24 protein-coding genes are annotated in these 25,569 nt (G+C 60.7%); 15 read left to right on the top strand and 9 right to left on the bottom strand.

Annotated features, from left to right (window positions below):
- Position 1 precedes the first annotated feature (1 nt).
- From BM216_RS03060 to BM216_RS03020, 9 genes are all read left to right on the top strand, one after another.
- A complete protein-coding gene (locus BM216_RS03060) occupies positions 2-1,861 on the top strand; it encodes an acetyl/propionyl/methylcrotonyl-CoA carboxylase subunit alpha (protein WP_092994668.1) in 1,860 nt (619 codons plus the stop codon).
- Positions 1,861-2,313 (top strand): MaoC family dehydratase, encoded by a 453-nt coding sequence (locus BM216_RS03055; RefSeq protein ID WP_092994665.1) that lies wholly within the window; start codon positions 1,861-1,863, stop codon positions 2,311-2,313. The genes BM216_RS03060 and BM216_RS03055 overlap by 1 nt, the downstream gene beginning before the upstream one ends.
- Positions 2,310-3,143, top strand: a complete 834-nt coding sequence (locus BM216_RS03050; protein WP_092994662.1) for an HpcH/HpaI aldolase/citrate lyase family protein — start codon at positions 2,310-2,312, stop codon at positions 3,141-3,143. The genes BM216_RS03055 and BM216_RS03050 overlap by 4 nt, the downstream gene beginning before the upstream one ends.
- A gap of 125 nt (positions 3,144-3,268) precedes the next feature.
- Positions 3,269-4,195, top strand: a complete 927-nt coding sequence (locus tag BM216_RS03045; RefSeq protein WP_092994659.1) for a LysR family transcriptional regulator — start codon at positions 3,269-3,271, stop codon at positions 4,193-4,195.
- A gap of 223 nt (positions 4,196-4,418) precedes the next feature.
- On the top strand, positions 4,419-5,492 hold the full coding sequence (locus BM216_RS03040; protein WP_177230693.1) for an ABC transporter substrate-binding protein: 1,074 nt from the start codon (positions 4,419-4,421) through the stop codon (positions 5,490-5,492).
- Between the two features lie 3 nt (positions 5,493-5,495).
- The gene (locus tag BM216_RS03035; RefSeq protein ID WP_092994653.1) at positions 5,496-6,293 is read left to right on the top strand and encodes an ABC transporter ATP-binding protein; all 798 of its coding nucleotides are present in this window, start codon (positions 5,496-5,498) and stop codon (positions 6,291-6,293) included.
- Between the two features lie 52 nt (positions 6,294-6,345).
- A complete protein-coding gene (locus BM216_RS03030; protein WP_092994650.1) occupies positions 6,346-7,119 on the top strand; it encodes an ABC transporter permease in 774 nt (257 codons plus the stop codon).
- A gap of 69 nt (positions 7,120-7,188) precedes the next feature.
- Complete coding sequence (locus tag BM216_RS03025; RefSeq protein WP_177230692.1) at positions 7,189-8,580, top strand: Rid family hydrolase; 1,392 nt, start codon at positions 7,189-7,191, stop codon at positions 8,578-8,580.
- Positions 8,580-9,311, top strand: a complete 732-nt coding sequence (locus BM216_RS03020) for a sulfite exporter TauE/SafE family protein (RefSeq protein ID WP_092994644.1) — start codon at positions 8,580-8,582, stop codon at positions 9,309-9,311. Before BM216_RS03025 ends, BM216_RS03020 begins: the two co-directional genes overlap by 1 nt.
- A gap of 129 nt (positions 9,312-9,440) precedes the next feature.
- On the opposite strand, the gene BM216_RS03015 is transcribed toward BM216_RS03020, so the two are convergent.
- From BM216_RS03015 to BM216_RS03000, 4 genes are all read right to left on the bottom strand, one after another.
- On the bottom strand, positions 9,441-10,736 hold the full coding sequence (locus BM216_RS03015) for a four-carbon acid sugar kinase family protein (protein ID WP_092994641.1): 1,296 nt from the start codon (positions 10,734-10,736) through the stop codon (positions 9,441-9,443).
- Positions 10,733-12,004 (bottom strand): RuBisCO large subunit C-terminal-like domain-containing protein, encoded by a 1,272-nt coding sequence (locus BM216_RS03010; RefSeq protein ID WP_092994638.1) that lies wholly within the window; start codon positions 12,002-12,004, stop codon positions 10,733-10,735. The genes BM216_RS03015 and BM216_RS03010 overlap by 4 nt, the downstream gene beginning before the upstream one ends.
- A gap of 8 nt (positions 12,005-12,012) precedes the next feature.
- A complete protein-coding gene (locus tag BM216_RS03005; protein ID WP_092994637.1) occupies positions 12,013-12,552 on the bottom strand; it encodes a VOC family protein in 540 nt (179 codons plus the stop codon).
- A 70-nt stretch (positions 12,553-12,622) separates the two neighbouring features.
- A complete protein-coding gene (locus BM216_RS03000; protein WP_210217014.1) occupies positions 12,623-13,648 on the bottom strand; it encodes a TRAP transporter substrate-binding protein in 1,026 nt (341 codons plus the stop codon).
- A gap of 96 nt (positions 13,649-13,744) precedes the next feature.
- Between BM216_RS03000 and BM216_RS02995 the strand changes: the two genes are divergently transcribed.
- Complete coding sequence (locus tag BM216_RS02995) at positions 13,745-14,803, top strand: LacI family DNA-binding transcriptional regulator (RefSeq protein ID WP_092994631.1); 1,059 nt, start codon at positions 13,745-13,747, stop codon at positions 14,801-14,803.
- Between the two features lie 76 nt (positions 14,804-14,879).
- A complete protein-coding gene (locus tag BM216_RS02990; protein ID WP_092994628.1) occupies positions 14,880-16,745 on the top strand; it encodes a TRAP transporter large permease in 1,866 nt (621 codons plus the stop codon).
- A 111-nt stretch (positions 16,746-16,856) separates the two neighbouring features.
- Here BM216_RS02990 and BM216_RS02985 read toward each other — a convergent pair whose 3' ends face one another.
- The 5 genes from BM216_RS02985 to BM216_RS02965 are packed head-to-tail and all read right to left on the bottom strand — an operon-like array spanning position 16,857 to position 21,759.
- Positions 16,857-18,320 carry an aldo/keto reductase gene (locus tag BM216_RS02985; protein ID WP_092994625.1) on the bottom strand — a complete coding sequence of 488 codons (1,464 nt, stop codon included), beginning with the start codon at positions 18,318-18,320 and terminating at the stop codon, positions 16,857-16,859.
- 4 nt (positions 18,321-18,324) lie between these two features.
- Positions 18,325-19,290, bottom strand: coding sequence for a branched-chain amino acid ABC transporter permease (locus BM216_RS02980; protein WP_092994622.1), 966 nt, complete (start codon positions 19,288-19,290; stop codon positions 18,325-18,327).
- Positions 19,287-20,198, bottom strand: coding sequence for a branched-chain amino acid ABC transporter permease (locus tag BM216_RS02975; protein WP_092994619.1), 912 nt, complete (start codon positions 20,196-20,198; stop codon positions 19,287-19,289). The genes BM216_RS02980 and BM216_RS02975 overlap by 4 nt, the downstream gene beginning before the upstream one ends.
- Complete coding sequence (locus tag BM216_RS02970; RefSeq protein ID WP_092994616.1) at positions 20,195-20,965, bottom strand: ABC transporter ATP-binding protein; 771 nt, start codon at positions 20,963-20,965, stop codon at positions 20,195-20,197. The genes BM216_RS02975 and BM216_RS02970 overlap by 4 nt, the downstream gene beginning before the upstream one ends.
- The gene (locus BM216_RS02965; RefSeq protein WP_244530045.1) at positions 20,962-21,759 is read right to left on the bottom strand and encodes an ABC transporter ATP-binding protein; all 798 of its coding nucleotides are present in this window, start codon (positions 21,757-21,759) and stop codon (positions 20,962-20,964) included. The genes BM216_RS02970 and BM216_RS02965 overlap by 4 nt, the downstream gene beginning before the upstream one ends.
- Positions 21,760-21,883: 124 nt before the next feature.
- On the opposite strand from BM216_RS02965, the gene BM216_RS02960 reads away from it, so the two are divergent.
- The 4 genes from BM216_RS02960 to BM216_RS02945 are packed head-to-tail and all read left to right on the top strand — an operon-like array spanning position 21,884 to position 25,322.
- Entirely contained in the window at positions 21,884-22,639 is a 756-nt protein-coding gene (locus BM216_RS02960) for a GntR family transcriptional regulator (RefSeq protein ID WP_092994610.1), read from the top strand.
- A complete protein-coding gene (locus BM216_RS02955) occupies positions 22,632-23,003 on the top strand; it encodes a TIGR04076 family protein (RefSeq protein ID WP_092994608.1) in 372 nt (123 codons plus the stop codon). The genes BM216_RS02960 and BM216_RS02955 overlap by 8 nt, the downstream gene beginning before the upstream one ends.
- 10 nt (positions 23,004-23,013) lie before the next feature.
- Positions 23,014-24,060, top strand: coding sequence for an aldo/keto reductase (locus tag BM216_RS02950; protein WP_092994605.1), 1,047 nt, complete (start codon positions 23,014-23,016; stop codon positions 24,058-24,060).
- 2 nt (positions 24,061-24,062) lie between these two features.
- The gene (locus tag BM216_RS02945) at positions 24,063-25,322 is read left to right on the top strand and encodes an ABC transporter substrate-binding protein (protein WP_092994602.1); all 1,260 of its coding nucleotides are present in this window, start codon (positions 24,063-24,065) and stop codon (positions 25,320-25,322) included.
- Positions 25,323-25,569 lie beyond the last annotated feature (247 nt).

The following is a 25,569-nucleotide window of genomic DNA, read 5'->3' as shown; positions in this document are numbered from 1 at the left end:
GGTGATTGAGAGCCTGCTGATTGCCAATCGCGGAGAGATCGCACGCCGGATCATCCGAACCGCGCGCCGGCTCGGCATCCGCACCGTTGCCACCTACTCGGATGCCGATGCCACGATGCCCTTCGTGCGCGAGGCTGATGACGCGGTCCGCATTGGTCCGGCGCCGGCGCGCGATAGCTATCTTCGGCAGAATCGAATTCTCGAAGCGGCGCGTCAGACCGGCGTTCAGGCCATCCATCCCGGCTACGGCTTTCTCTCGGAAAATGCCGATTTCGCAGAGGCTGTCATTCGCACGGGATTGATCTGGGTCGGCGCGCCGCCTTCGGCCATCCGTGCCATGGGCCTAAAGGACGCAGCAAAGCAGCGAATGATTGCAGCGAATGTTCCAGTCACGCCCGGCTATTTCGGAGAGGACCAGGATCCGGATCGGCTTCGACGTGAGGCCGACACGATCGGTTATCCGGTGTTGATCAAGGCGGTCGCGGGGGGCGGTGGCAAGGGCATGCGCCGGGTCGATGCGGCTGCTGATTTTTCCACGGGTCTTGAAAGCTGCCGGAGGGAGGCTGCCGCGTCCTTTGGCGACGATCGGGTGCTGATCGAAAAATACATCCTGTCACCCCGACACATCGAGGTTCAGGTGTTCGGCGACATTCACGGTAATGTCGTCCACCTCTTCGAGCGAGACTGCTCGTTGCAGCGCCGCCATCAGAAAGTGGTCGAGGAGGCGCCGGCGCCGGGCATGGATGAGGCGACCCGCAAGGCCGTCTGCACCGCCGCAGTCCAGGTCGCGCGGGCGGTGGATTATGTCGGAGCCGGAACGGTCGAATTCATAGCTGATGTATCCGGGGGACTGTGCGCCGACCGCATCTGGTTCATGGAAATGAACACGAGGCTGCAGGTCGAGCATCCGGTCACAGAGGCGATTACGGGGCAGGATCTGGTGGAATGGCAGATCCGTGTTGCATCGGGTGAGCCGGTGCCGCGCAGGCAGGAGGAACTTGCGATCGATGGCTGGGCCATGGAAGTGCGGCTTTATGCCGAAAACCCGGCAACCGGCTTCCTGCCCTCCATCGGCTGCCTGGAGCATCTGCGCATTCCGGAAGGCGTTCGCATCGACAGCGGCGTCGAGCAAGGCGACGAGATAACGTCCCATTACGACCCGATGATCGCCAAGCTGATCAGCCATGCCCCTGGCAGGCAGCAGGCCGCGCGCATGCTCGCCGGCGTAGCGGCGGGCGTGGAGGTCTGGCCAGTACACACCAATGCCGCCTTTCTGGCGCGAACGCTGAACCACCCGGATTTCCTTTCGGGTGCCATCGATACCGGCTTCATCGAACGCCATCTGATGGATCTCATGCCATCCACCGAGCCGGATGAGCGGGTGCTGCAAGCCGCGGCCTCCGCGCTTCTTGGCGCCGTGGCGCAGGAGCCATGGACCACGCTCACCGGTTTTCGCATGAATGCGGAAGCATCCCGGCAGGTGAATATCGAAGTCGCCGGCCGGCCCTATATCGTAAACCTCGACCAACCGGCGCGAGGGAGCGGCAGCGTCATAAAGGACATTGTCTTCATCGACGGCGAGGCATGGCCCTTCGGCTCGCGTCGTGCCGATCACGCAGGGGGCGGGCAGAACCTGACGGACGGCTCGATCATCGCTCCGATGCCCGGAACCGTGATTGCGGTGTCGGTCAGGCAAGGCGACCGCGTTTTGCGGGGACAGCCTCTCGTTATCCTTGAGGCCATGAAGATGGAGCAGGCGCTCAACGCGCCTTTCGACGGCACCGTTGCAGAACTCAGGGCAAGCCCCGGCGCACAGGTTACCGAGGGTGTCCTGCTGGCGCGCATCGAAGGAGAGGACTGATGGCCGGACGCTGTTTCGAGGACTGGACCGTCGGAGACAGGATCATCCACGAGATTCACCGCACGGTGACGGAAACGGATAATCTCCTCTTTTCCACCATGACCCATAACCCGCAACCGCTGCATCTCGATGCCGAAGCGGCAAAGGCGAGCGAATTCGGCCAGATCATCGTCAACGGCACTTTCACCTTTGCCCTGATGGTCGGGCTTTCCGTCAGCGACACCACACTTGGCACGCTGATCGCCAATCTCGGTTACGATAAGCTTGTCATGCCCAAGCCTGTTTTCATCGGCGACACCATGCGCGCCGAGACGGAGGTGACCGAGCTGAAGGAAAGCCGCTCGCGCCCCACGGCCGGCATCGTGACCTTCCGCCATGAGTTGATCAACCAGCGCGACGAGGTCGTCTGCCGATGCCTTCGCTCGGCACTCCTCACCCGGAGGCCGCAATGAGATTGCGCTCGTTGCTCTTCGTGCCCGGCGACAGGCCGGAGCGGATGGAAAAGGCGCTCGGGCTAGATGCCGACGCACTTATCCTAGATCTTGAGGACGCCGTGGCGCCTCAGGCAAAGCCCGAGGCAAGGAGGATGACGGCTGCCTTTCTGCGCTCGTCCGAGCGGCGGACGAGACTTTTCGTCCGCGTGAATCCGCTCGACAGCGGCCTTGTCGACGACGATCTCGCAGCAATTCTCGATGCGAAACCCGACGCGCTCATCCTGCCGAAGGCCGAAGGCGCCGCGAGCGTCGAGGCGCTCGCGGCAAGGGCGCCGGGTATTCCCATCCTGCCGATCGCCACCGAGACACCTGCGGCGATCTTCGAGATCGGCAGCTATCGTAGCGTCCGGAAACTGATTTTAGGCCTCACCTGGGGTGCGGAAGATCTGCCGGCGGCAATTGGTGCGACAAGTTCTCGCGAGGAGAATGGCCGCTATACTCCTCCCTACGAGATGCTGCGCTCGTTGACATTGTTCGGAGCGCATGCCGCCGGCGCCCAAGCCATCGAAACGGTCTATCCGGCCCTCCAGGACCTGGAGGGCTTGAGGGCATTTGCGCGGCGCGCAAGACGGGACGGATATGGGGGCATGCTGGCGATCCATCCGAAACAGATCCCGGTCATCAATGAGGCCTTCACTCCGACGGCCCAGGAAATGGAAGAGGCCCAGGCGATTGTCGATGCGTTCGCAGCCCATCCCCAGACGGGAGCACTGCAGCTCAACGGGCGCATGATCGATGCGCCGCATCTGAAGCAAGCACGGCGTTTGCTCGACGATGCTGAAGAGTGAAGGACAATGTGAGCCCTGAGAAGCGGTCCGCATGAAAACCCTCATGTCGAGCGATGACGTGCTGGTGAGTATGTAAACTCCATGGCACGAAACTTGCTTAATTACCGCCGTCGAAAGGGATCGCGGTGGAACTCAAGCATATTCGTTACTTTGTAAGCGTCGCCAAACATAAGAGCTTCAGCAAGGCAGCGTTGGAATTGACGATCGCTCAGCCCGCGATCAGCCGCCAGATACAACTCATCGAAGAAGAGCTCGGGGTAAAGGTTCTCTTTCGCACGACGCGAGGCGTCGAACTTACCGAAAGCGGCGAGGAATTTTACCGAAGAGGTATGGAAATACTTGAGAGTGTAGATGACCTGTGTCGATCGGTCCGCTCACGGGCGGGGACGCCCAAGGGCAAGGTGGCGATCGGCATCCCGCCTTCCTGCACCGAGCTCCTGGCACCTCTGATCGTCAGCCATTGTCAACAACGGTTGCCGGAGGTCGAGTTGCGGATCATCGAAGGGCTGACGGTTTTTCTAGAGGATCTACTCGGTGCCGGGCGCATTGATATTGCAGTTCTTTCCGGGATACCGGCCAAGACGTCGACCCTTTATTCAGCTTTTGCCGAGGAAGAGATGGTGCTTGTCGGAACCGAACGGCTGCTCGGCAAAGACGGCGAAGGCGATATCGGTCTGGAAGAGCTCTGCCAGCTCAGCTTGATCATGGCCAAGTCGTTCAGGGCAGGGGTTGCTGAGCAACTCGGCATCAAGAACGATCTGCTGCGTTGCGCGATGGAGATCGATAGCGTCCCCGCCACGAAAAAGATCGTGGCCTCAGGGCATTACGCAACCATTCTACCGCGCTCCCTGATTACCCCGATCGATCGAGAATGCGGGGTCATGGTGCGCAGCATTGCATCCAGACCAAGCCGTAGCCTTTTTATCGGCGCCCATCCACGGTTGGCGACGTCCTCGGCAATCAAGGGAGTGCGCGACGTCCTGCTCGGTTCCGTGCGAAATGCCCTCGACGAAGAGTTCGGAGAAGAGCGCCCTTATCGCGCGCGGCTGTGATCAGCAAAAGCGTTCCTCGCTCAGACTGCCCCGGCATAAGACTTATATCGGGAATGTCTTGGCGAGGTTTTGAAAACGTCGCTACCGTTAACTCCAGTCGGCGGGCCGGGTTCGACAGAAGGTAACCAGGCTGCTCGATCACGTGTCCACCGCTTTGGATTTCTTCAAGCCACGATCGACATCGCGCCTTCCTCCTAAACAAAAAAAGGGAACAGCAATGAAAATGAGCCGCAGGACAGTGATCGGTGTAGGTGCCGCATTGTGGTTAGGCCTAGGCACGGCGGGATACGCGCAGGACGCCGACAAGGTCACAATTGCCCTCAGCACCACCGATCAGGACATTTCCTACGAGCCCTACGGGCCTCTTCCCGCACAGCTCGGCCTTTTCAAGGATCAGGGGCTCGACGTGGACGTGCAAACCGCTGCGAGCACGGGCCAGGTCATTCAGCTGCTGCTGTCCGGAAAGGCGCAATTCGGCCAGGTGTCGCCGGACGCGCTGCTGCTGACTGCAGACAACGGTGATGTTCCGCTCAAGATGGTCTTTATCCTGGTGCGCAAGATGATCTATTCGGCCGCTGTGCTGCCGGATTCCAAGATTGCCAACTACGGCGACTTCAAAGGCAAGACAATCGGCTACCCCGCCTACCTGCCATCGCTGGTTTCCTACATGGATAATCGCATGGCCGACTACGGGACCTCGACGAAGGACACCAAGGAAGTCGATGCCGGATATGGCGTTACCTCCATGGAGGCTCTGAAATCCGGAACCGTTGACGCCTTTGTCGCCTGGCCTGGCCTTTTTGCCGCATATGAGAATGCCGGTTATAAGTTCCGCGTCCTGCCCGAAGCGGAATGGCAGTCGCAGTATTATGGCATCGGCCTCGTGGCCCGTGCCGACTTCATCGAAAAGAACCCCGACGTCGTTGCCAAAATCGGACGCGGGCTGGCGCAGTCATCCGTTTTCCTCAAGCACAACGCTGCAAGCGTCGTCGACACGTTCTGGAAGGCTTATCCGGAACGCGCTCCGCTGCCGGGTGAGGACAAGGAGACACGGCATAAGCAAGAGCTCAACATCCTGTCGGCCACGATGAACCAGATGCGCATCGACAGTCTGGCCGACGATTTCAAATGGGGCTCCCAAGACAAGGAAACCTGGGATCGCCATTTGGCGCTCCTTAAAAAGACCGGACAGGTCAAGAACGATATCGACGTCACCAAGTATTTCACCAATGAATTCAGTGACAAGTATAACGACTTCGATCGTGCCGCGATCGTCGAGAAGGCAAAGTCGCATTAGGACATGACCACGCTCAACACTCTCGACAAGCCCGTGTCAAAAACTGCGGCGATCAACGTCTCGGCGATATCGAAAACGTTCAAGTCGCGTAACGGCGAAGATGTCGTCGCTTTGGCCGACACCGACTTCAAGCTCAACCCGGGCGAATTCGTGTCGATCGTCGGCCCGAGCGGATGTGGCAAATCAACCGTCATGCGCATTATTGCAGGCCTGATCGAGCCGACCAAAGGTGCGGTCTTCCTGAACGGTGCGGTCATAGACGGGCCATCCGAGAGTGTCGGTATTGCATTCCAGCGACCGGTTCTGCTCCCTTGGCTGACAGTTGCGCGCAACATAGCTCTGCCTGCCGAACTGGCGGGAAAGATGCCGAAAAACAAAATCGAGGAGCGGGTCAACTCGCTTCTCGAAATGATCAAGCTTCCCGGTAGTGGCAGCCGGTATCCATCCGAGCTGTCCGGGGGCATGCAACAGCGTGTCTCCATTGCCAGGGCGCTGATGGCGGAGCCAGCCGTACTTCTCATGGATGAACCGTTCGGCGCGCTCGATGCCCTGACCCGCGAGCACATGCATGACGAACTGCTGGCTATCTGGAGCCAGAACCGGTCCACGGTGGTGTTCATCACCCACGACATTACCGAAGCTGTCTATCTGTCCGACCGGGTTCTGGTGATGGCGGCGAAGCCCGGCAGGGTGATCGCGGATATCAATATCAATCTCCCGCGACCCCGCAGGGCCGACTTGAGAGGTGATCCCGAGTTCGCACGCATGAGCGCTGCCATACGCGAACTGATACCTCATTGACGACACGCTCGATGTCAAACCTGCACCACCGAAAGCACAGAAAAGAGCCGTCGTGTCTATAAAAGCTGCAGCAAACTTCGTCTTCATCAAGGTCATTCAGGTCGTGGCGGCGGTCATCGTCTGGGAATTGACCGTCACGGCCCTGGATGTGGATCCGCGCATCGTACCCGCGCCGGACGCCGTCGCCTCCATGCTATGGGCACAGCTCATCAGCGGCGCGATAATCCAGGCCGGCTGGATCACCCTGCAGGAGACCGTTATCGGTTTTGTCATCGGCGCGACGCTTGGAATTGTTCTGGCCGTGCTGTTGTCGGAGATCGACATCCTGAGAAAGATCCTGCAGCCTTATATCGTAGCGCTGCAGGCTGTACCGAAGGTGGCGGTGACGCCGCTTTTCCTGATCTGGTTCGGCTTCGGGATGGAATCGAAGATTGCGCTCGTCGTCACCATCCTGTTCTTCCCCGTCCTGGTCAACACCATGGCCGGGTTGGCAAGCACGAGCGAAGACCAGATTGAACTGATGCGGGCTTACGGTGCCACGCGCTGGCAGATGCTGACCCGCCTGAAGGTCTATGTGGCAATGCCTTATGTCTTCGCGGCATTCGAGGTCAGTCTGGTCCTGGCACTGACCGCCGCAGTGGTGGCTGAATTGCTCGGCTCCGGAACGCTCGTCGGTCTGGGAACGCTGATCAAGATCTACGACGCAAGGATGAATTCGGCAGGCATGTGGGCCGTTCTCATTGTCCTGTCGCTGCTCGGGGTCATGCTGCACGGCACCGTCATGCATGCCTCCAAATGGCTGATCCGCTGGGATCGCAAGGCCTAGTCGCACTTTGGCGCGGCTTGCCGCCGCGCCTGCCCACAACCGGAAATGAAATCAACAGGAGATAAGATCATGGCAAAGCGAGCAATCGCTGTGGGAGACGTGTTGTCTGCCTTCGAAGCCTATCCGATTGCAGTCGAGGCTGATGGCCTCCTTTATATCAGCGGGCTGCGCGGTGGCCGCGCTGACGCGGCGCCGACGCGTTTCGATCAACTGCCGGCCGACTTCCAGACGCAGGCTCAGGGCTTCACCATGGCTGATGCCATGGAGGGTGCTTTCTCCGCGGATGCCTGGACCGTGCACGAAAACCTTGAGAAGGTCATGGTTGCCGCAGGCAGCGATGGAAGCCAGGTGCTTCGTCAGCATGTCTGGCAGAAGGACAAGCGCTTTTTTCCGCAATATGAGCGCGTTCGTATCGAATGGCAGAAGGTGCCGTCACCGAGCTCGGGTCTCGGCGTAGCCGACATCGCGGGCCGCTTCGGCCGCTATTACGGCATCGACGCACTCGGCGTCGTGCCCGGCCTGAACGCACGGTATCCCGAGCGTGCGACGGTCAGAACCTTCGACAACAAGGATCTGCCGAGCGCCTCCTACTATTCGCAGGCCGTGCGTTGCGGTCCCCTTGTCTTCCTTGCGGGCCATATACCGATCCAAACCGACAAGCCCGGCAAACCGGTCGTGCGCTCCTACGACGACGTGCCGGAAGAAGGCCGCGTGCTGATGACCGGTCGCAGCCATCCCGACAGCCGCCACGGGCCGATCGCAACCCAGACGTGGTACACCTACGATCGCATTCGCGCCAATCTTGAGGCGCAGGGCCTGTCGATGAACGACATGATCCAGGTGACGATCTTCCTGCAGGACATCCGCGACTTCGGGGCCTTCCACAAGGTGCATCGTCATTTCTTCCCCGAGGGCGGGCCGGCGATGACAGTGACCGGTTTCGACGAGGTCGGGCACCGCGGCACACTGATCGAGATCGAGCCGACCGCGCTGGATCCCGAATACCAGATCGAAGCCAGACCCGTGTCATGGCCGGTTGCGGCGCCTTTTGCCGGCCCCGCAGCGGTCGTCAGCGGAGATGTGGTGTTCTTTGCCGGCATGCTCGGCCTGAACGGCCATGGCCATCTCGTCCGCGATGCGCGTGACATCGAGGATGATGCAGGCCAGAGGATTGTTGCCGATCTGGAAGCGCGCGAGCGCGTCCCGGGTCTTGCGGCTCAATGCTGGGCTGCCTGGACCTTGCTCAAGGATACGATGAAACTTGCGGATCTACCGCTCGAGGCATTGACCAAGACGACTGTCTATCTTGCCGATGCGGAAGACTTGGCAATCTACGAAGCCGTTCGCTCGTGTTTCATCAGCAAAGATCTACCTGCGTTCGACTGCGTCGTGGTCCACGGTCCAGGGCCGGTCGCTGAGGCATTAATCCAGATTGAAGCGATCGCATCGACAAATCCCTGATGATCGATCTTTCGCATTTTGCAACATGGGCCTTCGTTCTGGCGAGTGTCGTTGTCTTCGCCGGGTCGATGCTTCAGGCGGTGACGGGTTTCGGTTTCGCGATGTTCGCAGCACCCCTGCTTGCGGTCATCTCGCCTGAACTCGTTCCTGGCCCGGTTCTCCTCTTGACCCTCATCTTCACGATGGGGGTCATCCGGCGTGAGTGGGAAAATGTCGATTGGCCGGGCGTCGGCTGGATCCTGCTGGGTCGCCTTCCGTTCACGCTGTTAGCGGTTTTGGTCATGGGATACATCTCCAAGGATACCACGACTGTTGTATTCGCGATTTTCGTCCTCTCGGGCGTAGTGCTCAGCCTCACGCCTGTCCGAATTGCCCCAAGCGCTCCCGCGCTCATTATTACAGGCGGTTTGGCTGGGTTTTTCGGCACGATCACATCAATCGGCGCGCCGCCTCTGGCGTTGATTTACCAGCATCAGAAAAGCAGCACTGTCCGCGGAACTTTAGCCGTCAATATCGTTGTTGGCTGTGCATTCTCGCTGGCGATGCTTGTCGTGTTCGGCAATCTTAGTCGGGAGGACCTGCTGCAAGCGTCTGCGCTTGTGCCTGCATCACTGATTGGACTGTTCGCATCATCCCTTATCGTCCGGCGGGTGAATGATGCGATCTTGCGCCGTCTATTGCTTGCGATCGTAGCGTCGGCTGCCGTATTCGTGCTCTGGCGCTCGGTGTGAAAGGGAATGCACGGCCAAACAGAATGCCGGCGTTTCCGCGCAGCGCTTCTACAAACGAAGACTAGCCGCCCTTCGGCTGGCGTGGGTCGTTGTGGCATTTTACCAAAAGGTGCGGTCTTCGGGACGTCCTTATGGCGTCGATATCTTCCTGGGTTGAATAGTCTCAACCGCAAAGCGTTCGAATATATCGACCTGTCCCATCTGTCCGCCCTTCAGCATCAGGTTGATCCCATCACGGTCGGGGTCGTCGCTGCGGCCGATCGAGACTGCCACGCCAGGCGATATCTGGCCACCATAGGCGAGGCCCCAGAGGTTGAGGCTCTGGGCAATGTGGCTTGAGGTATCGCCGCCCGCCGCAATCAATCGACGAACCGGCACTTCTGACAGCAGGCGGTCGGCCAGGCGGCCAACCGCCTGCGCCAGCCTGGGATCGGCCCCCGATATGGACGTTGTCGTGTCGGGCATTGTCGTGAGAAGCACATTGCGTTCGCCCCGCAACAGACGAGTGGCCTTGGCCGTGATTTCTTCTCTGTAACGTTCTTCGGCAACCAAACGTGCAGCATCCAACTTGATGCGAACGAAGGATGTCGCTGCATCGACCTGCTGGCGGGTCAATGGTGAGAGCGAGCCGGCTATGCCGAGCACCGGCCCCTCACCGGGAAAAAATAGCGGCGAGGTGACCTTGTTCTGGTCACCATACATTGCCTCGACAACGCTGCTTGCCCCGACGACCAGCAGGCTCTCGTTTCGGGTTCGCCGTCCAAGCTCCTGGCCGATGATCCGGATATGAGACTCCTTGAGCGCATCGAACAGGATGTTCGGCTGCTCGCCGGTGGCGATTTTGCCTTCATCCAGTGCCATCCAGTCGACGAGCCCGACGTCATCAGCGCCGAGCGCCTCCAGATGGTGGCGCAGGTCCGCCTCCATCATCGGCGTTGACGGATGCCGGCTCATCGTTGGATGGCGATCGAGGCGATAGATGTTTTCGCCGGAACCTGCTGCGGCGAAAAGATTGCCGAAGGCGCAGAAGCGGCCAAGCGACGGTTGGCCGCCGAGGATCAGGACCTGTTTCTGGCTGATGAAGGCGCGAAGAACCTGTATGGCCGTCGCGATGTTTCCGACCCCGGCGGCGCTGTCAAAGGTGGAGCAGCATTTGTAGTGCAGGAGCCTGACGCCCTGGGCGGCGAAGAATTCTCCGACGGGGCGTAACTCCTGCTCCATCTCGCCGGGGCTCATGGACCTGGCTGCACCCGCGATGCCAATCGCTTCAAGCGCGCCGGCCTGCGCGAGATGGGACGCAGTTGGTGGTCCGAGAAAAAGGAAAGCCTTCACCCCTCGCGTGGAAAGCGAAGCGAGTGTGTCCGTGGCGCCAGTAAAGTCATCTCCATACCAGCCGTAAAGCGCAGGCGGCGGCTGGATGCTCATGCTGCTTGTCCGAAAAACTCTAGCGCTTTGTGCAACGGTTCCGAGTTCCGAGCGGCATCTTCCAACGTTCTGCCATCCTTCATGGCGCGGAACGCGGCGCGAATGCTTTCAATCCCATCCGCCGGCCCGCCGGGATGTCCCATGATGCCGCCACCTGCCATGAACAGGAAATCGTCGCCGGCGGCCGCCTTCCAGGTGGCTGGAACCGTTCCTGCCCATTGCCCGGAGGAAAATGCCGGCAGGACGCGGTCGTCGGATCTGTCATCGAGCGGTGCAAGGCACATCGCGGTGCTATCGATCACCTCGCGGTTTTCCTGTGCGAATTTTCCGTCGAGTCCATGCACATGCATGTGATCGACACCGGCAAGCCGCCACAGAACCTGATAGGCACCGAAGCCGATCCCCAGAGCCTCACAACGCGACAGTGCGCCAAAACCGTTGCGATGGCCATGCAGCGCGAGATCGGTCGAGCGACGCAGCGTCTCGACGGCAGAAAAACCGCACCAGTTGAGATTGGCCATGACGCAGGTGCCACCGTTCTGCGCAACGAGATCGGCATGGCGGCGCATAGCGTCGGTCTCGTCGGTGATGTTGAAGGCAATCATCACACGGCGCCCGAGCTTGTCCTGCGCACGTTCGACCGCCGCCATGACCGCGGGGATCCGCCCCGCGAGCGGGGCATGGAGCGGATCGGCGCATATCTCGTCATCCTTGATAAAGTCGATGCCGGCTGCGCAGAGCCGCTCCACCAGTTTAGCCGTGTCCTCTGCCGTCAGCCCGACATTGGGCTTGATGATGGAGCCGATCATCGGACCCTCATTGACGCCCGTCAGCCGACGCGTGCCGGCAATGCCTTGCCTCGGCATCGCAAATTGCCGGCGCCAGGAAGTGGGCAGGGTTATGCTTTCCAGCCGCATCCCGGTGACTTCTCCGAGATCGTAGAGGTTGCCGGCGACGGTGGAGGCGAGCGCCGCGAGATTGACGCCGACATTGTCGATCGGGAAGCGGATCTTCACCGTCGCGCGATGCGGTCTTGTCGTCACGCCGCGGCGGGTAAGCCATGCGCTTGCCAGCGTCGTATGGTCGATCTCCCCCAGATCGACCACCTCAAGCACCTCTGCACGCGCGCGGCCCCTCAGATCGTCAGTCTCTCCCTCGACCCGGATGAATGTGCCGGACGATTGTTCCCCGGCCATGATCTCGGCTACCTTCATCAGCGAAAGCGGCGTCTCGATCAGATAGTCGGCGGTGAAATGCGTGTCCGTCACTGTCGTGCTCAAATCTTGGAGAGATCGGGGAAGGGGCGCACCGGCTCGTTGCCGGTCCAGTCTTCCGATGCCTTGCGGATCGCATCGAACATGCGACCTTTCGGACCGGCGACTTCGGAGAGTTCGATGACTGTGCCCGGATGATAGTGGGTGTCGAAATAGACGAAGCGGCCGTTCTCACCGACTTCGCCCTCCATCACCACCTTGAAGCCATCCCTCGTCAGCCGATCAAGATCGGCATCGAACGTATCGGTCCAGTAGGCGACGTGCTGCAAGCCGAGATGGCCGGCATCGCGGAAGTCCTTGTACATGGAGGGCACGTCGTTGCGGGTCTGGATCAGCTCGACCTGCAATTCGCCGGAATTGGCAAGCGCGACGGAATTGTGCGGCTCGTATCGCTCTCCACGATACCGATAGTTCTCGATCGGTACCCGCTCCTTGTAGAAAAAGGGACCGACGCCGAGCGTGCTGGTCCAGTAGTCCATTGCCGCCTCGATATCATCGACGACATAACCCGCTTGGCGAATTTTCCCGAAAAAACGGCTCATCTGATGTTCTGCGCCCGACTTATTGATGGATTTTGATGGGCGGCGAGCGCGACCTCGCCGCCAGTTAGGCTCAGGCGAGCGACCCTACGACGCTTTCAAGCGCGCCCCAGGCTTCGTCACCGAATTCCTTGCTCCACTTGGCATAGAAGCCGCCTTGTCTCAGTTTGGCGCGGAAGCTTTCCGTATCGACCTTGTTGAAGGTCATCCCGGCCTTTTCGAGATCGGCCTGAACCCCGGCATTCAGCGAGGCAATGTCCTGGCGCTGCTTCAGGCCCGCCTCATTCAGGGCTCCTGCGACGATAGTCTTGAGGTCGTCCTTGAGATCCGACCACTGGCGGCCGTTGGCAATGAACCAGTAGCCGTCCCAGATATGGTTCGAAAGCGCGCAGTTCTCCTGCACTTCGTAGAGCTTGGCGACCTGGATGATCGGCAGCGGGTTTTCCTGCGCGTCAACCACCTTCGTCTGCAGTGCCGAATAGACTTCGGAGAACTGCAGGCTGGTCGGCGATGCGCCGAGTGCGGAGAACATGTCGATCGACAGCGGGCTGACCGGGACGCGGATCTTCAGTCCCTTCATGCCGTCGGCGGTGGTGATGGGAACGCCGCTCGTCGTCGTTTGACGAAAGCCGTTGTCCCACATGGTTTCCAGCGCGTAGAGGCGCGAGCCCTCGATCTTCTGGCGAACCAGCTTGCCGACCGGCCCGTCCATTGCCTTCCACACCTGCTCGTAACCGTTGAAGGCGAAGCCGACCGCGTTCAGTGCTGCGGTCGGGACTAGTGTCGCGATGACCAGCGAGGACGGCGTGAAGAAGGTGAGTGCGCCACCGCGAACCTGCGACAACATATCGGTATCGCCGCCGAGCTGGTTGGCCGGAAAGATCAGCATCTCGACCTTGCCGTCGGTCTCCCTGGCGATCCGATCCGCAGCCTCCTTGGCACGGACATTCAGCGGATGGCTGAGCGGCAGATTGTTGCCATAGCGCAGCTGGATCTCGGCAGCGCCTGCAAGGCGCGGAATCGAGAATGCCGCACCTGCGATTGGAGCTGCGGCAATGCCTTTCAACAGGCTTCTGCGATTGAAATGAGTGACCATCATTTTCCCTCCCAAGAAAATCCTCTTCCCAAGTCAGAAATTCGATCATATGAATGATGAAGTCAAACATGATTTATGATGTAAAATGATGTGATTGCGATGCTGCAGGAAGGTATTGAGCCATCCGAAATCAGCCGTCGGCCGACAATCGTCGACGTCGCGCGCCAGGCCGGGGTATCGACCGCGACCGTTGACCGCGTCCTGAACGGCCGGCAGGGGGTGCGCGTGCCGACGGTGCATCGCGTGATGAAGGCGGCAGCCGATATCGGCTATGTCGATGCGGACAGCATCGGCACGGGCATTGAGGCTGCGCCCTTGCAAATATCGTTTCTTCTGCCGGCCGGCACCAACCGGTACCTGGCGCATCTTGGCAGGCTGGTGATCGAGCAGACCGCACTTTTCCAGAGGAACGGCATCAAGCCGAGCGTCGAATACATCAAGAGCTTTAACCCGGAGGCTCTGGCTGCGGCGCTTCTACGTCACGGAAGGTCGGCGGACGGCATTGCCTTCATGGCGCTCGAACATCCGACCGTGCGCGAGGCTGTCAACAAACTGGCCGAGCGTGGCGTGCCGACCGTGACGCTGATATCCGACATCGCCAATGCGCAACGCTCTGCCTATCTCGGCCTCGACAATCGCTCGATCGGCCGGCTCGCCGGGGACCTGATCGCCCGCTTCGTCGGCAAGGCGCCAGCCAAGGTTGCGATGATCGCCGGCAGTCTCAGCTATCGGGCCCATGAGGAACGCGAGATGGGCTTTCTCCATGTGCTGCAGGAAGGCCATCCGCATATCGAGGTCGTCGGCATCCGCGAAGGCCAGGACGACGAAGCGCTCAATTTTCGCCAGATGCGCATGCTGCTCAGTCAGCACCCTGATCTCGCCGGCATCTACAATATCGGCGGTGGTGCAAGCGGTATCGGCAAGGCAATCAAGGATGCGAGGCGCGAACAGTCGGTGATCTTCATCGGTCATGGCCTGACGCCGGATACGCGGGCTTTCCTAATCGACGGCACGATGGATGCCGTCATCACCCAGAACCCGCAGGATACGATTGGCCGGGCCATCCGCGTCTTCGCCAACCTGCGCGATGGTCGGCCGGCGGAAGAGGATGTCGAGCCGCTGCGAAGCGAGGTGATCTTCCGGGAGAACCTGCCGTAAGGCTTGAAATATGAAATCTTGATCTGCGCCTGGAGGAGGCGGTGGCGGCGAGGAGGCTGCCATGAGGAGGAGACAAATGGCCATGAGTTCCGAAATAGTGGACGATCTGCCGGCAATGGAAATGCAGCAGGTGATGCCAGGTTCACGCTGGATGCGTCCGGTCGAGGTGATCTGTGCGAGCTTGCTAGCCTTTATCATCGTCATCCTGCTGATCGGCGTCGCGGCGCGTTACCTCTTTTCCTCGCCGATCATCTGGGTGGACGAGACCGCTTCCTTTGCGTTTCTCTGGCTTGCCATGCTGGGTGCGGCAATCGCCATCGATCGGCATGAACATCTGCGCCTGACTGTCTTTCTTCACCTGCTCGGCGAACGCAAGCAGGCATTCGTGGCAACCGTCGGGCTCCTTCTGACCGCGGTTTTCCTGGGCAGCCTTCTTTACCCGGCAGTGGATTACGCGATGGAGGAGAGCTACGTCACCTCCGCGTCTCTGCTGATCCCGATGAGTTTTCGCGCATCGGCCCTGCCGGTCGGACTCGGCCTCATGTTGGCAATCGTCATCACGCACGGCGTGCGGATCGGCAGCGTTCGGATGCTGCTTGCGGCGGCCGCCCTGGTCGGGGCGGTGGGCGGATTACTCTTTGCGCTCGAACCCGCGTTCTCCTTTCTGGGCAACTGGAATATCGTGCTCTTTCTGGTCTTCGGCGTCGGCTTGCTTCTTGCGATGGGCGTGCCGATCGCATTCTGCTTCGGCCTCGGTGCCCTTTCGTTTCTGACCTTCACCACCTCCATGCCGACCTTCGTCATCATCGGGCGCATGGACGAAGGTATGTCGAGCATCATCCTTTTGTCGGTTCCGATCTTCGTCCTGCTTGGCTGCGTTCTTGACGCGACCGGGATGGGCAAGGCGATTGTAGAGGTGCTCGCTTCGTTGCTCGGCCATGTGAGGGCCGGCATGTCCTATGTATTGCTCGGCTCGATGTTCCTTGTCTCCGGGATTTCGGGATCCAAGGTTTCAGATATGGCGACGGTTGCACCGGCGCTCTTTCCGGAAATGAAACGCCGTGGGCACAAGCCGCCGGAAATGATCGCGCTTCTCGCCACCGGTGCCGCCATGGCCGAAACCGTCCCGCCCTCGATCGTGCTGATCGTGCTCGGTTCGACGGCGGGCGTGTCGATCGCCGGCCTCTTCACTTCCGGATTCGCCATCGCCATGGTGCTGCTTCTGGTTCTGGCCGTCCTCGCCCGCTGGAAGTCGCGACATGAATCCATGGAGGGTGTCCGTCGCGCCTCGCTCAAGACGGTGTGGAAGGCAGTCGTCATCGCGGCACCGGCGCTGCTTCTTCCCTTCCTGATCCGCAGCGCCGTCGGCGGCGGCGTGGCGACAGCGACCGAGGTATCCACGATCGCTGTGCTCTACGCACTGATCATCGGCGCAACGCTTTATGGCGGCATCAGCCTGAAGAGGCTCTACGGTATGCTGGTCGAGACGGCTGCCCTTTCCGGCGCCATCCTCATCATCCTCGGTTGCGCCTCGGCCATGGCCTGGACGCTGACACAGACAGGCTTTGCTTTTAAGCTGGCCCAAGCCGTTACGGATCTTCCGGGCGGCTGGCTGACTTTCATGGGTGTGACGGTGTTGATCTTCATGGTGCTCGGTTGCGTCCTTGAAGGCTTGCCTGCGATAGTCCTGATGGCGCCCATCATGTTCCCAATCGCAAAAACGCTCGGCATCAACGACGTGCATTACTCGATGGTGGTGGTGACGGCGATGAATGTCGGCCTGATCGCGCCGCCGATCGGGATCGGTTTCTATATCGCCTGCAAGATAGGCGGCGTGCCCCCGGACGATGCGATGAAAGCGATCTGGCCGTACATTGGCGCGCTACTGATCGGCCTTGCGCTAATCGCCGTCTTTCCGCTTCTTTCGACTGCGCTTCTTTGAGCGGCAAGCTTGCGTCTTCGCTAGGTCGCGGGCGTTAATGTGTGGGAGTGGGCAGATAACGCGACCGAAGTCTCGGATTCCGGTCGCCTTGAGTATTTCTGGCCCGTTTCGTCAGGAGCAGATCGCCTCAGCCTCGATCTCGACCTCGTAATTACCGACCAGATTGCCGGCTTCGATCAGAGTATTGGCCGGCAAGACGGCTGAAAATGCTCGACCATGCGCGCGCGAAACCGGTTCCCACTGGTCGGCGTCCCGCAGATAGACCCGCGTCCGCACAACATCCTCCATGCTCCCGCCGAGCGCGGAGATCGATGCGGCGATCTTATCGAGAATATAGGTCGCCTGCGCGCCCGGATCGCCCGGCGCGACACAGCGGTCAGAGGAATGGGTGGCTGTCGTGCCCGATACGAGGATCCGGTCGCCGATCCTCACGGCGCGACTATAGCCTGCGATCGATTCCCATATGCTGCCGGAAGACACCCGAAGCCGGCCCGGCCGGCCGGGGACGGCTTCGGGTGTGTAGATGGACGGGATCGCGTCGAGATGGTGGCTGAGGTCGCCGGAGGCGGTGAGAAAGGGCGGCTTGCGATATTCGTCGCCGCAATCACCCGGGATCGGCGTCGTATCCGCAAAGGCGGTGGCGAGCGCTCGCCTGTCCTCGTCGTCGAGCCTGAACGAGAAGACCTTGAGGTTGTCGTTGCGATGTTCGTTTTCTCCAAGCCGCGCGCCGATGATTGTGGCTGCAACAGACCTGTGTTCAAGTATCCAGCGGCTGGCGACATTCGAGACGGAGACCCCGTGTTTCCGGGCGATTGCGCTCGCGGCGAGAAGAATGCCCTGAAAGGCGTCCCAACCGCCAGCGGTATCAATGAACCGCTTGTATTTCGAGCGGCTCCAGTCAGTAATCTCGGTCGGTTCGGGTTTGCCGACCCATCTTTCCGAAAGAAAACCGCCGCAAAGCGTGCCGTAGGCGAGAAGCTTGACGCCGCTCCTGTCGCAAAGATCGGAGAGCTGGCCGGATGCACGCCGGTCGACCAGCGAGAACGAGACCTGGTTGGTGGCAATCTCGATACCGTCGGAAAGCGCTACGGCGAGATGTGCGGCATCGAAATTGGTGAGGCCGAGCGCCGAAATCAGGCCCTCTTCCTTCATGCGCTGCATCTCGTGCAGGGCGTCCAGCCATGCGGGATGTTCGAAGCTCCACCAATGGAACTGCAGCAGGTCGATCCGATCGACATCAAGCCGCCGCAGACGCTCCTCGACGCCACGGCGTACCACCTCGCGGGTCATCGGCCCCGGTTCCGGGCACCATTTGGTGAAGGCGACCGGACGCTTCGGAGCGTCCGAATAACGGGAGAGAAGTCGGCCGGTGATCAGTTCCGCCGAACCGTAGTGGTCGGCCATGTCGAACGTATCAAATCCCGCTTCAGCATAGGCCTGCAATGCATCGGCGCCGGTCTCCGGATCTATCACCGTACCGTTCTTCTCGATATCGGCCACCTGCCACAAGCCGCAGACCAGGCGGCTGATCGACAGGCCGCCGGCAATCGAGATACGTTCGGGGGACTGGCTCATGAGATCACTCCTCGGATTTCGGTTTGATGCGTCCGGCAATTGGCGACCGGCCTTCGCCGATAATGCCGCGGGGACGCAGAAGCAGGATGAGGCACAGGCCGACACCGATCGCGACGATCTGGAACGACGAGGCGCGTGCCTGCTGCTCCGGTGGCACGAAGGCTGAGACTGCGGCAGCGGTCAGAGCCCAGAGGCCCCAGACCAGGATAGCACCGAGAATGGCGCCTCGATTGTTGCCCGAGCCGCCGACGATCAGCATGGCCCAGACCTGGAACGTCAGGATCGGCAGGTAATTGTCCGGCGCGATGAAGCCGATGAAATGCCCTTGAACCGCGCCCGCCAGCCCCATGATCGCGCCACCAATCGCAAAGGCCTGCAGGCGGAAGCGGATCGGCCGCTTGCCGAGCGCCTGGGCGGCGATCTCGTCCTCGCGGATCGCCCGCAGGACCCGCCCCCAAGGGCTTTTTGCCAGATGTTCGAGCGCGAGATAAAGGCCGAGAACAACGACGGCCGTCAGGGCCAGATTGGCCAGGCTGAAGGCAAGCGGACTTGCGGCGAGGCCGCCGAAGGGACGGGGGATGAAGCCTATGCCGAAAGCGCCGCCTGTAAGCGGCTGGATATTCAGAACGCAGAGCTGGACGGAAACGGCGACGCCGAATGTGGCGATTGCCAGGTAGTCTGAGCGAAGCCGGATCGTCAGCGCCCCGACCAGCCAGGCGGCAAGACCTGCGACAAGCACGGCTCCCAGCCAGCCGACAGCGATCGGCAAGTCGAACCCACCGAGCCGATCCGGCGTTTCCGGCGTCGTCAAAACCGCGGAGACATAGGCCCCGATCGCGACGAAGGCTGCGATGCCGACATTGAAGAGGCCCGTCTGACCCCATTGAATGTTGAGACCGAGGCACATGATCGCATAGGTCAGTGCCATGGTGAGGAAGAAGGCGCCATAGGCGAGGAGGTCGAGGCTCATGCCGCCCTCCCGAACAGGCCACGCGGCCGTACGAGAAGAACGATCACGAGGATGACGAATGAGACGGCAGCGCGCCATTCCGCGCCGACGAGCTGCACGGCAAGCGCTTCCGAAAGGCCGACGATCAGGCCAGCGAGCATGGCGCCCGGCACGCTGCCAATGCCGCCGAGGATGGCCGCTGCAAACAACGGCAGAAGCAGGTCGTGTCCGAGATAAGGCCGGATCTGCACGAGAAGCCCGGTCATGATACCGGCGATGCAGGCAAGCGCTGCACCAAGGAACCAGACGACACGGATCATCTTGCGCACATCGACGCCGGCAATGCCGGCCAGCGCAGGGTTTTCGCTGACAGCCCGCATTGAACGGCCGATGCTCGTTCGCGTCATCAGGAGGTGGACGGCGATGACGGCGATCAGGGTCATGCCAAGCGACAGAAGCTGGTCCGGCGTGGCGCGCAGGCCGCCGCCAAGCTTGATCGCGATCTGCAACGCCTTGGTGAAATAAGCGGGCTTCGAGGTGAAGATGAATTCAAGCAGGCTGCGCAGCGCCAACGACGCACCGAAACTCGCCATGACGAGAATGATAACGGCGCTACCGCGGCGCCTTAGCCGGCCGAACAGAAGCGCATCGACGGCGAGCGCCAGCAGCCCGGTGAGCAGTATTGCAAGAACAGTTGCGATCGGCAGCGACCAGCCGAAAGAGAATGGTGCTATCGGCTTCAGGAGCGTGGTCGAGACCATGCCGATCGTGCCGCTGATCGCCATGGCGAGATAGGCGCCCCAGGAGAGAAGCTCGCCATGGGCGAAATTGGCAAAGCGCAGGATCGAGTAGGTCAGCGTGACGCCGATCGCGCCGAGCCCGATCATCGCACCTGCGATAAGGCCATCCATCACGAATTGCGGGGTCATGGCAGCTCGGCCTCCCGGGAATGGTTTCGTGCATGCCCCGTACCGAGATAGAGCTTCGCGAGTATCGGATCGTCGAGCAGCGCGGTGGCTGCGCCCTCATGGCGGATCTGACCCTCGACCAGAATAACGGCGCGGCTGGCGATCTTCAGCGCCGCCTTGACGTTCTGCTCGACCAGAATGACGGTGACGCCGGTGGCATTGATACGCTGCAGCATCTCGAAGACCTCCGAGACGATCTTTGGCGATAGCCCTGCAGATGGTTCGTCGAGAATGATGAGTGGCGGATCGACGATCAGTGCCCGGGCTACGGCCAGCATCTGGCGTTGCCCGCCGGAAAGGGCGCCGGCGAGCCGCGACGGAGCGATTGCAAGATCGGGAAAACGGTCATAGAGCGCCCTGATCCTGTCTGGTCGAACGGGCTTCGGCAGAACCGCTGCCGCAAGCTGCAGGTTTTCGTGGATGCTGAGTGTCGCGAAAATGTTCTCCGTCTGTGGAACGAAGGCAAGGCCCTGCGTGATCTTGCGATGCGCGGGCACATCCGTGATGTCGCGACCGGCAAGTGTGACGCTGCCGCCATGGATCGGCGCCACGCCGGCAATAGCCTTGACGAAGGTCGATTTTCCGGCACCGTTCGGGCCCAGAACGACCAGAAGCTCGCCCGGTGCGACGGAAAGATCGACGCCGCGGACGATCGGCAGGTCCGGTTCGTAGCCGGCGACAAGTGCGCGCGTTTCTAGCGCTGGCGTGGTCGTAACTAGGCCGGTCATGCCGCGCCTCCGAGATAGGCCTCGATCACGGCCGGATTGGCCGAAACAGCTGCCGGGGTGCCCTCGGCAAGCGGCTTGCCCAGTGCCATGGCGACGACGCGGGAGCAGAGGCGCGAGACCATATCCATATTGTGCTCGATCAGCAGGATGGACGTGCCCTGCCCATTGAGCATGATGACCCGTTCCATGATGGTTTCAAGCAGAGCCGGATTGACCCCGGCGGCGGGTTCGTCGAGCAGGATCGCCTGTGGATCCGCCATCAGGATCCGGGCGAGTTCGAGCAGTTTTCTCTGCCCGCCCGACAGGACCTTTGCCGGCTGGCTTTCGAGGCCGGAAAGCGTGACGAAGTCCATCAATGCGCGGGCTTTCTCCTTGGCCGCCTTTTCCTGTTGGCGTACATGCCCGGGGCGCAGAAAGTTGGCAAACAGCCGCTCTCCATCCTGCCCCTGCGCACCGGCGAGAACGTTGTCGAGCACGCTCATCTCCAGAAACGGGCGCGGGATCTGAAACGTACGGCCGATGCCGCTCTCGATGCGCCTTTCCGGGCTGTCTTGCGATACGTCGCGCCCACCGATCCAGATCTCGCCGGAGGTCGGCTTCAGCGAACCGGCAATGAGATTGAAGAGCGTCGTCTTGCCGGCGCCGTTAGGGCCGATCAGCCCGACCATCTCGCCGGCGCCGAGCTTCAGCGACATGCCTGAAACGGCCGTCATGCCCTGGAAACGCTTGACCAGGTTGCGCGCGTCGACGACGGCCGCTTGGGGGACGGCTCGATTTTCATGAGGATCGGACAAAGGCAGCGACATCGACGAAGAAAGGTTCTTGATTTGATGATTGATGTTTGATCAAACTTTACTGCCGGCGGAAAAGCAACCGGAAAAAAAACATTCCGGCCGAGGCAAAAACAGGGAGAAGTGGATGGCGGTTCTGGCACGGCAGCCGCGACAGAGAGGCAAGGGTGGCGCTGCACGCGATGCGCTGGCGCCTGTCGGCCGGGAAACACTTCATGAGCGCGTCTACACCCGGCTGCGCCGCTCGCTGATAATGGGCATGTTCGATGCCGGTGACGTGCTGCGCATCGTTGACCTTGCCGAACGCTTGCAGACCAGCACGATGCCCGTGCGCGAAGCGCTGGGCCGGCTTGTCTCGGAACAGGCGCTGGAAGCGCTGCCGAGCCGTTCAGTGCGTGTGCCGCTTATCACCCGCGACAAGCTCGACGACCTTGCGCGGGCGCGCGTCCTCATCGAAGGGCAGATGGTGGTGCTTGCGCTACCCAACCTGACGGAAGACGATTTCGCCGTTCTCAAACAGATCAATCGCGATTGTGACGCAGCCTTCGAACGGCATGGCAAGGATATCGGCCAGGTCACGTCGGAGCTTAATCAGCGGTTCCATTTTCACATCTACGAGGCGGCGCGTTCGGCCGTGCTGATCCCGATCGTCGAAAGCCTGTGGCTGCAGTCCGGGGCGATCATCCGCAAGGCCGCCCATATCCATGACGAGCATGGTGGACTGGCGGCGACCGATCACCACTGGGCGCTGATAGAAGCGCTGGAACGGCGCGATCCGACAGCTGCGCTGCAAGCCCTCACCAACGATATCAGCCGTTCCTTCGACCTTATCCGTGGCCGATTGAATGAGGAAGAGGCAACGAAAGAGGTAAGCGATGGTTGACCGGGGCGACGAGTTCGAGCTCTTTGACCTCAGGGTCGATGTCATTATCCCGGAAGGCGGCGCTGTCTATTGTGGCGCAAGACCTGGTGATCATTTTACCCTTGAGGGCGAGATGCTGCATCTGCCACCGGGGCAGGGGATCTCGATCTATTCACTTTCATCCGTCTTGCCGCTTCTGGCCGCCAAGCAGCGCCCGACCCACAGGAATGACTGGATGACGACGGACGGGGACATAGCCTGCCCGGACCCGAATTGCTCGACGCGTTTGAGGATCACCCGTACGGGCCTGCGTCGCTTCAGCCATGCCGAGACCACGGCAGTGCCGTTGTCCGCTCCATCGCAAACACCGTTAAACGACGAATAGGTAAGACGACATGCAACGCATCACCATCGCGCCGAATTACGAGATCTCGCGGGTCATCCGCGGTGGATGGCAGATGGCCGGCGGCCACGGGCCGATCGATGGCGAAACGGCCTTGGATGACATGGTTGCCTTTGCCGATGCAGGCATCACCACATTCGACTGCGCTGATATCTATACCGGTGTCGAGGAACTGATCGGCAGGTTTCGGCTACGTTACGCCGATCTGCGAGGGCAGGAGGCTTTGTCGAAGATCAGGGTTCATACGAAATTCGTGCCCGATCTCACGGTCCTGCCGAATATCAGCAAGGCCTATGTCGAAGGCGTCATCGACACGTCGCGCAAGAGGCTCAACCTGGAGCGGCTCGATCTCGTGCAGTTTCACTGGTGGGCCTACGACATTCCCGGTTGGCTGGAGACCGCCGTCTGGTTGAAAGAATTGCAACAGGCAGGCAAGATCGACAAGGTAAGCGGCACCAATTTCGACAGCGACCATGTCGAGGCAATCATCGGCGCCGGCGTGCCTTTCACCTCGCTGCAACTGCAGTATTCGCTGCTCGACCACCGCCCGGAAAAGCGCATGGTTCAGCTTGCTGCGGCAAACGATTTCGCGCTTTTCTGCTACGGGACAGTGGCTGGCGGCTTCCTTGGCGACCGGTGGCTGGGCAAGCTGGAGCCTGAACACCCGCTCGAGAACCGCTCGCTCACGAAATACAAGCTGATCATCGACGATTTTGGGGGCTGGGACCTGTTCCAAGCCCTCCTTTCAACGCTCCGAACGATCGCCGATCGGCACGGCGTTGATATCGCCACGATTGCAAGTGCGGCGATGCTGACGCGACCGGGTGTTGCCGCTGTCATCGTCGGCGCGCGCAATCGCGATCATCTCGATTCCAATCTCGCGATCGCGGATATCCGCCTGACGGCGACGGATCGCGCCGAAATCGATGCGGTTCTTGCCGAGGCAATGCCGCTTGAGGGAGACGTCTACACGCTGGAGCGCGACCGCGAGGGGCGCCACGGCAGCATCATGAAATACAATCTCAACAAAGGGGAATGACAATGAGAAAATCAATTCTGCTTTCCACCGTGATCGCCAGCCTTGCCGCCTCGACGGCACCTGCGCTTGCCGCCGATTGCGACATCACCGTCGGCCTCGTCATGGAACTGACTGGCCCTGCCGGCGAATACGGTCAGGCCGGTGCCAAGTCTGTCGCCATGGCATTCAAGGATTTTAACGATGCCGGCGGCGTCGGTGGCTGCAACATCGTCGCCGATACGCGCGACAGCCAGAGCCAGGGCAATGTGGCCGTCGACCAGGCGACGCAGCTCGTCAACATCAAGAAGGTGCCGGTCATCATTGGCGGGATCATCTCATCCGTGTCGATACCGATCCTGACCTCCGTCACCGCGCCTGCCGGCGTCGTACAGGTCTCGCCGGCTTCGTCCTCGCCGACGCTGACAGCGCTCGGCCGCGACGGCAAGACCAATGGCGTGTTTTTCCGTACCATCACGTCGGATGCGCTGCAGGGTACGGCGGCTGCGAAATTCGCTATCGACCAGGGTCTCAAGAAGATCGCGATCATCAATGTCAACAACGACTTCGGCGTCAACATGGTGAAGGAGTTTTCGACCGCCTATGAGAAGCTCGGCGGTACGATCACCACCACGACGCCCTATAACGAAAAGCAGTCGAGCTATGCGTCGGAAGCAAGCGCCGCCATGGCGGGAGATCCCGATGCGCTCTATCTCGTCAGCACGCCGGTCGATGGAGCGACGATCGCCCGCGCCTGGGTGTCCGGCGGTGGCGAGCAGACGTTTCTCTTGAACGATGGCATGAATTCGAAGGATTTCATCGAAAGCGTCGGTGCGCAATATCTCGAGAATGCCTACGGCACCTCTTCCGGTACCAGCCCGACCGCCTCGACGGAATATTTCAACACCCATTATTCAGCCTTCTCGGGCGGAATTTCGCCATCCGCGCCGGCCGCTGACCGCTCCTATGATGCGGGTGCGATCGTGGCTCTGGCGATCGCCAAGGCCGGCAAGTCGGATGCCGCTGCCATCAAGGCAGCCATGCCGCAGGTCGTTGCCGAAGGCGGCACACCGATCCATGCCGGCAAGGCGGAATTCGAAAAGGCGCTTGCCCTGATCAAGGAAGGAAAGCCTATCAAATATGAAGGCGTCATCGGTCCAGTCAGCTTCGACCAGTACGGCGACATTACCGGCCCGTTCCGTTTGTGGAAGATCGCCGATGGTGAAGTCACCACAGTCGGCGAGATGAGCGCCGAGGAGGTCGGCAAGATCAAGGCGGCTCAGTAATTCTAGATCCGGGCATGGCCGGTACCATGCCCGGTATTCCGGCTCGGCTCGGCACGTGCCGGGCGATGGCTGTGGAAACGATGGACGTGATCGCGAGGTCTCACGCATCAAGACCCGCAGTACAATTCAACATTCGTAATTTAGACATATCTCAGGTTGTAGTAATAATTAATTATACTATAAAGTGGTATTTATTCCGCGCAGACAGAAAAACGTGGCCATGAGGGCAAAGCACCTCTGTCGTATT

It is taken from the genome of Rhizobium sp. NFR07, assembly GCF_900111905.1.
In the GTDB taxonomy this organism is placed as follows: Bacteria; Pseudomonadota; Alphaproteobacteria; order Rhizobiales; family Rhizobiaceae; genus Neorhizobium.
The sequence above is the reverse complement of the archived record's forward strand: the minus strand, read 5'-3'. Positions and strand labels throughout refer to the sequence as shown.

Excerpts from the sequence above, each read along its gene's own strand:
- BM216_RS03040 (WP_177230693.1), top strand. The coding sequence starts at position 4,419 with ATGAGCCGCAGGACAGTGATCGGTGTAGGTGCCGCATTGTGGTTAGGC.
- BM216_RS02995 (WP_092994631.1), top strand. The coding sequence starts at position 13,745 with ATGCTGCAGGAAGGTATTGAGCCATCCGAAATCAGCCGTCGGCCGACA.
- BM216_RS03015 (WP_092994641.1), bottom strand. The coding sequence starts at position 10,736 with ATGAGCATCCAGCCGCCGCCTGCGCTTTACGGCTGGTATGGAGATGAC.
- BM216_RS03035 (WP_092994653.1), top strand. The coding sequence starts at position 5,496 with ATGACCACGCTCAACACTCTCGACAAGCCCGTGTCAAAAACTGCGGCG.
- BM216_RS03055 (WP_092994665.1), top strand. The coding sequence starts at position 1,861 with ATGGCCGGACGCTGTTTCGAGGACTGGACCGTCGGAGACAGGATCATC.
- BM216_RS03020 (WP_092994644.1), top strand. The coding sequence starts at position 8,580 with ATGATCGATCTTTCGCATTTTGCAACATGGGCCTTCGTTCTGGCGAGT.
- BM216_RS03025 (WP_177230692.1), top strand. The coding sequence starts at position 7,189 with ATGGCAAAGCGAGCAATCGCTGTGGGAGACGTGTTGTCTGCCTTCGAA.
- BM216_RS03000 (WP_210217014.1), bottom strand. The coding sequence starts at position 13,648 with ATGATGGTCACTCATTTCAATCGCAGAAGCCTGTTGAAAGGCATTGCC.
- BM216_RS02950 (WP_092994605.1), top strand. The coding sequence starts at position 23,014 with ATGCAACGCATCACCATCGCGCCGAATTACGAGATCTCGCGGGTCATC.
- BM216_RS03005 (WP_092994637.1), bottom strand. The coding sequence starts at position 12,552 with ATGAGCCGTTTTTTCGGGAAAATTCGCCAAGCGGGTTATGTCGTCGAT.
- BM216_RS02955 (WP_092994608.1), top strand. The coding sequence starts at position 22,632 with ATGGTTGACCGGGGCGACGAGTTCGAGCTCTTTGACCTCAGGGTCGAT.
- BM216_RS02970 (WP_092994616.1), bottom strand. The coding sequence starts at position 20,965 with ATGACCGGCCTAGTTACGACCACGCCAGCGCTAGAAACGCGCGCACTT.
- BM216_RS02985 (WP_092994625.1), bottom strand. The coding sequence starts at position 18,320 with ATGAGCCAGTCCCCCGAACGTATCTCGATTGCCGGCGGCCTGTCGATC.
- BM216_RS02945 (WP_092994602.1), top strand. The coding sequence starts at position 24,063 with ATGAGAAAATCAATTCTGCTTTCCACCGTGATCGCCAGCCTTGCCGCC.
- BM216_RS02960 (WP_092994610.1), top strand. The coding sequence starts at position 21,884 with ATGGCGGTTCTGGCACGGCAGCCGCGACAGAGAGGCAAGGGTGGCGCT.
- BM216_RS02975 (WP_092994619.1), bottom strand. The coding sequence starts at position 20,198 with ATGACCCCGCAATTCGTGATGGATGGCCTTATCGCAGGTGCGATGATC.
- BM216_RS03050 (WP_092994662.1), top strand. The coding sequence starts at position 2,310 with ATGAGATTGCGCTCGTTGCTCTTCGTGCCCGGCGACAGGCCGGAGCGG.
- BM216_RS02990 (WP_092994628.1), top strand. The coding sequence starts at position 14,880 with ATGGCCATGAGTTCCGAAATAGTGGACGATCTGCCGGCAATGGAAATG.
- BM216_RS02980 (WP_092994622.1), bottom strand. The coding sequence starts at position 19,290 with ATGAGCCTCGACCTCCTCGCCTATGGCGCCTTCTTCCTCACCATGGCA.